This window comes from Methanomethylovorans sp., assembly GCF_050177135.1.
In the GTDB taxonomy this organism is placed as follows: Archaea; Halobacteriota; Methanosarcinia; order Methanosarcinales; family Methanosarcinaceae; genus Methanomethylovorans.
This window is the reverse complement of record NZ_JBFXHJ010000184.1, coordinates 1-3847: the sequence shown is the minus strand read 5'-3', so window position 1 is coordinate 3847 and position 3847 is coordinate 1. Positions and strand designations below refer to the sequence as shown.

8 protein-coding genes are annotated in these 3847 nt (G+C 43.6%); 4 read left to right on the top strand and 4 right to left on the bottom strand.

Annotation, left to right across the window (positions count from 1 at the left end; all coding sequences use genetic code 11):
- Together AB7U21_RS11085 and AB7U21_RS11080 are read right to left on the bottom strand one after the other, a co-directional pair.
- Positions 1 to 250 (bottom strand): DUF1538 family protein (locus tag AB7U21_RS11085; protein ID WP_428389062.1); only part of this gene is annotated, 250 nt, incomplete at its 3' end.
- Between the two features lie 9 nt (positions 251 to 259).
- Positions 260 to 955 carry a DUF1538 family protein gene (locus tag AB7U21_RS11080; RefSeq protein ID WP_214063856.1) on the bottom strand — a complete coding sequence of 232 codons (696 nt, stop codon included), beginning with the start codon at positions 953 to 955 and terminating at the stop codon, positions 260 to 262.
- A gap of 142 nt (positions 956 to 1097) precedes the next feature.
- On the opposite strand from AB7U21_RS11080, the gene hgcC reads away from it, so the two are divergent.
- From hgcC to AB7U21_RS11060, 4 genes are all read left to right on the top strand, one after another.
- On the top strand, positions 1098 to 1388 hold the full coding sequence (gene hgcC / locus AB7U21_RS11075; RefSeq protein WP_214063857.1) for an HgcAB-associated protein HgcC: 291 nt from the start codon (positions 1098 to 1100) through the stop codon (positions 1386 to 1388).
- A gap of 15 nt (positions 1389 to 1403) precedes the next feature.
- Positions 1404 to 2474 (top strand): mercury methylation corrinoid protein HgcA, encoded by a 1071-nt coding sequence (hgcA, locus tag AB7U21_RS11070; protein WP_428389060.1) that lies wholly within the window; start codon positions 1404 to 1406, stop codon positions 2472 to 2474.
- Positions 2474 to 2776, top strand: coding sequence for a mercury methylation ferredoxin HgcB (gene hgcB / locus AB7U21_RS11065; RefSeq protein WP_428389058.1), 303 nt, complete (start codon positions 2474 to 2476; stop codon positions 2774 to 2776). The genes hgcA and hgcB overlap by 1 nt, the downstream gene beginning before the upstream one ends.
- A 143-nt stretch (positions 2777 to 2919) precedes the next feature.
- On the top strand, positions 2920 to 3216 hold the full coding sequence (locus AB7U21_RS11060; protein ID WP_428389056.1) for a hypothetical protein: 297 nt from the start codon (positions 2920 to 2922) through the stop codon (positions 3214 to 3216).
- A gap of 71 nt (positions 3217 to 3287) precedes the next feature.
- Here AB7U21_RS11060 and AB7U21_RS11055 read toward each other — a convergent pair whose 3' ends face one another.
- A complete protein-coding gene (locus AB7U21_RS11055) occupies positions 3288 to 3620 on the bottom strand; it encodes a carboxymuconolactone decarboxylase family protein (RefSeq protein WP_428389054.1) in 333 nt (110 codons plus the stop codon).
- Positions 3621 to 3657: 37 nt separating this feature from the next.
- Positions 3658 to 3847, bottom strand: a 190-nt coding sequence (locus AB7U21_RS11050) for a putative zinc-binding protein (RefSeq protein ID WP_428389051.1), incomplete at its 5' end; no start/stop codon positions are given.

Sequence of the window (3847 nt, the reverse complement as noted above, 5' to 3'; positions counted from 1 at the left end):
GTATCAGGATCCACATTTGTTCAATGCTGCCAAGAAATCCTCCGATCTCAAATCCGACCGGGTAAAATCCATTGTAAACTCCATAGAGGAATAATACCATTCCTACAGCTGTAATTAACATGCCTACTAAGACCTTGGTGACCTCAAAGGAGGGAAGTTTCAAATATCTCAGCTGAAAAAAAATAAAAAATATAACTATAGGACTAAGTGCCTGAAGGACCTCAATCGTGATGTCTATGATCCCTTGCATATATCCTCCTCAATGTGATAGAATTCCTAAGATCATCAAGCTCAAAATTGGACCAAGAGAGGCAAGACCTATCAATCCAAAACTCTCCGAGAGTTCAGACTTGCCTTTAAGAACAGAAGATATTCCAACCCCAAGAGCCAAGATCACAGGTACTGTCACTGGACCCGTAGTCACACCACCAGAGTCATAGGCTATTGCAAGATAATCGGTTGGTGTTACGAAGGCCAGTAAAACTACGATCAAATAACCGACAAATAACATATGGTTCAGAGGAATACCATAGATTATTCTGAGCAGAGATGCAGCTACGAAGAAGCCTACACCCAGAGCTATAGAGAGTATCATTATATTGCGTTGTATACTACTTTCCGAAACAGATTCGATTACAGTGCTCAGCACCCTTACATCCGGTTCAGCTACCGTTGCCATAAAGGATAGCAAGAACCCTATTATAAAAATAAATAGCAGTGAGCCATGCTTTGGTAGATCAGCTCCGATGGATTCGCCAATTGGTAACATCCCCAATTTCACACCCATCAAAAAAAGACCCATGCCAAATATCACAAATACGGCTCCTTTAAGAAAGGTTATCAAAAGACCGGAATCCACGCCCATGAACAGCAGCATGATAAACAGGACTGCTATTGTTAATGGTAATGTCGCCTGTAGCACTTCCTTATACGTTTCTTTGAAATCCTGGATCATGATATCTTCCTGAAAGATGTGTTTTCATATATTATCATAATATATTAAAAGGCTATCCGAACATCAATATAATTTTTGGTTTATTCTGATTTTTCAGAAAAGTACAAATATGAAGAAAACTCTTCTTATTATGAGGATCTGAATGACTAAAAAGAGGACGTCGAATGGATCATGCAGTTCTGATGGACCTATGTATGAGTGTAACCCCTGTTCTGCATACAACGTAGAGGCAATCCTTAGTGTTGATGAAAGAGGACAGATGGTGCTCCCAAAAGAAGTAAGAGAGAAAGCCGGTATTAAGACGGGAACTAAACTTGCTTTGATAAGTTGGGAAAAAGACGGTACTATCTGCTGTCTGGCTCTCATTAAGGCAGAGGATCTTAGCGGAATGGTAAAAGAGGTACTTGAACCCCTGATGCATAAAGGTGATTGAACAGGAGACCTGATCATGGCCAGTGACAAAATTACCAGTTCTGCGTGCTCATGTGTACCTCAGCCAGATAAAAATCAGTTCATCACTCTGACAAGCAAGATGCAGGCATCTGAAATTCTTGCAACTACAAGTGAGCTCACTCTTAATGATAGGCTTGACCATTTCTTTGCCCGTTTGGGTGTAAACCGGATGGGACATGTTGTAAAGCCCGGTCTTTACAAACTAGGGAATCCTACTCCGGACTCTTTGGTTTTTGCGTCAGCAAACTACACCCTTAGCTTTGATGCTCTGCGCTGCGCGCTTGCAGGTACTGACTGTTATATCCTTGTGCTGGATACTAAGGGCATCAATGTATGGTGTGCTGCAGGCAAGGGTACATTCGGGACAGACGAGCTGGTAAAGCGCATTACGTGGTCGGGACTTTCTAATATTGTCCGCCACCGTACTGTCATATTGCCGCAGCTTGGAGCACCTGGTATCTCTGCACATGAAGTGCAGCAGAGGTCCGGTTTTAGGGTGGAATTTGGCCCTGTCCGTGCCAGTGATCTTTCGGAATATCTTAGAACACACAAGGCAACACCTGAAATGCGCAGGGTGCATTTTGCGTTAAAGGACCGGCTTGTACTCACGCCGGTGGAATTGAAACATGCATTATTTCCCACAATAGCTGTGGCTATCTTTCTTTACCTCCTGGCAGGTCCTCTTGCAGCCCTTGCAGCGATAACCACGGTAATTACAGGCACTGTACTGTTTCCTGCCCTCCTTCCATTCATTCCTACACATGATTTCAGCACTAAAGGGCTTATATTGGGGCTGCTGGCCGCAATTCCCTTTGCAATTTCCTTTGCAGCGGATCCTGCGATGCCCCTCTTAATGAAAGCGATCATATCACTGGCTTTACTTTTGACCATACCGGCTGTGACCGCATACCTGGCGCTTAACTTTACAGGCTGTACAACATTCACTTCAAGGACCGGTGTCAAAAAAGAGATATATCGATATGTACCCGTTATGGCACTTATGGCAGGTTCCGGAATTCTGCTCCTGACCATCTTTGGAGCAATGCGGTTTATGGAGATGGTCTGATGTTTGATTCATATATAGAAAATACACTGCAATACCATCCTGACAGGTGTATCAACTGTCTGCGGTGTACTCAGGTTTGTCCGCATGGGGTCTTTGGCGAAGGAAAAGGACATGTTGAACTCGTGCATCCTGCAGCATGCATGGAATGTGGCGCATGTGCCAGCAACTGCCCTGCCCGGGCAATAGAAGTGCAGAGCGGTGTAGGCTGTGCATGGGCAATGATAGGCGCTGCACTAAGAGGTAAGGATATGGATAGTGGTGATTGTTGTTGCGGAGGAGAGAACGGATCCTGCTGTAAGTGAACGTTCAAGAGTGCCTTCCTTGTCGAAAAGCAATGAAACGGCCTGTTTTCCATAATGTAAACAAAGTTTGATAAAGGAGGATGGTATTTCAATTAATATTGAACTACTTTGGTTATAGAATTGCACATGCAAAGAGGAATAAAATGAGAGTTGCACATACTGAAAAGATCCTGCCCTGTATAGCTGATCCCTGGAAGCTGAGGATCATTGCGCAACTGGACGAAGCACCTGATCTTCCTTTGATAGCCAGGTATCTGGATGGCAAGTATTCTGAGAAGCTAGGTATGGTGGTCGTAAGAAGCGGTATCATAGAACTGAACTTTTTTCAGAACGGCCAGGTCACAATACGGATGGTAGACTCCGAAGCAGAAGCCATTGAATTTGTTAACAGGATGCTGGCAATGGCATATCATAAGGCTATGATAGCAGGGAACCTTTAAGAGTCTTAGATGGATCGTTCATCAGTTCTCAGCACGGAGTAAAAAGAAAAAATGCAGATAAGTTTGATATCTTAATCCTTGTCGCCTGCACAGCAACAGGACACATTCCCTTTAAGAATCTCTTTCCATTCGCCTATGACATCGTGGGTCCAGCAGTCATCTGCACCTGCAGCTTCACGCATCGTTAAAGCCAGGATATACGTCAGTTCTTTAACAGTTGCACCTGCTTCAAGAGCGCCTTTGAAATGTTTCAGCACACATGGCTTTGAGCGGGCCTTTATGGAAAGAGCAAAACATATAAATTGATATGTTTTCTCGTCAATGGTTCTCTTGTCCCTGTATATCTTATCGATCTCATCCAGCTTCTGTGCAAATTCCGGGAAAAACTCTTCCAGCATCCTCATATTATTCACCTGTTCTTTTTATGTACACATACCTTTTCTAGATTCTCAACGCTTCCTCTACCTTGACCATGGTCTCATTTACCTCATTTTCATTGAGATCAAGCTCCTTGTTCTTTTTCATGCCAAGTTCACTTAGTATTACATGCTTATCAACGGTAAACCCTGCACGCTCAAGTGATTTTTTTGCACATACAAGAGCGCAGCCGTCGATGGCAATGATCTCATCG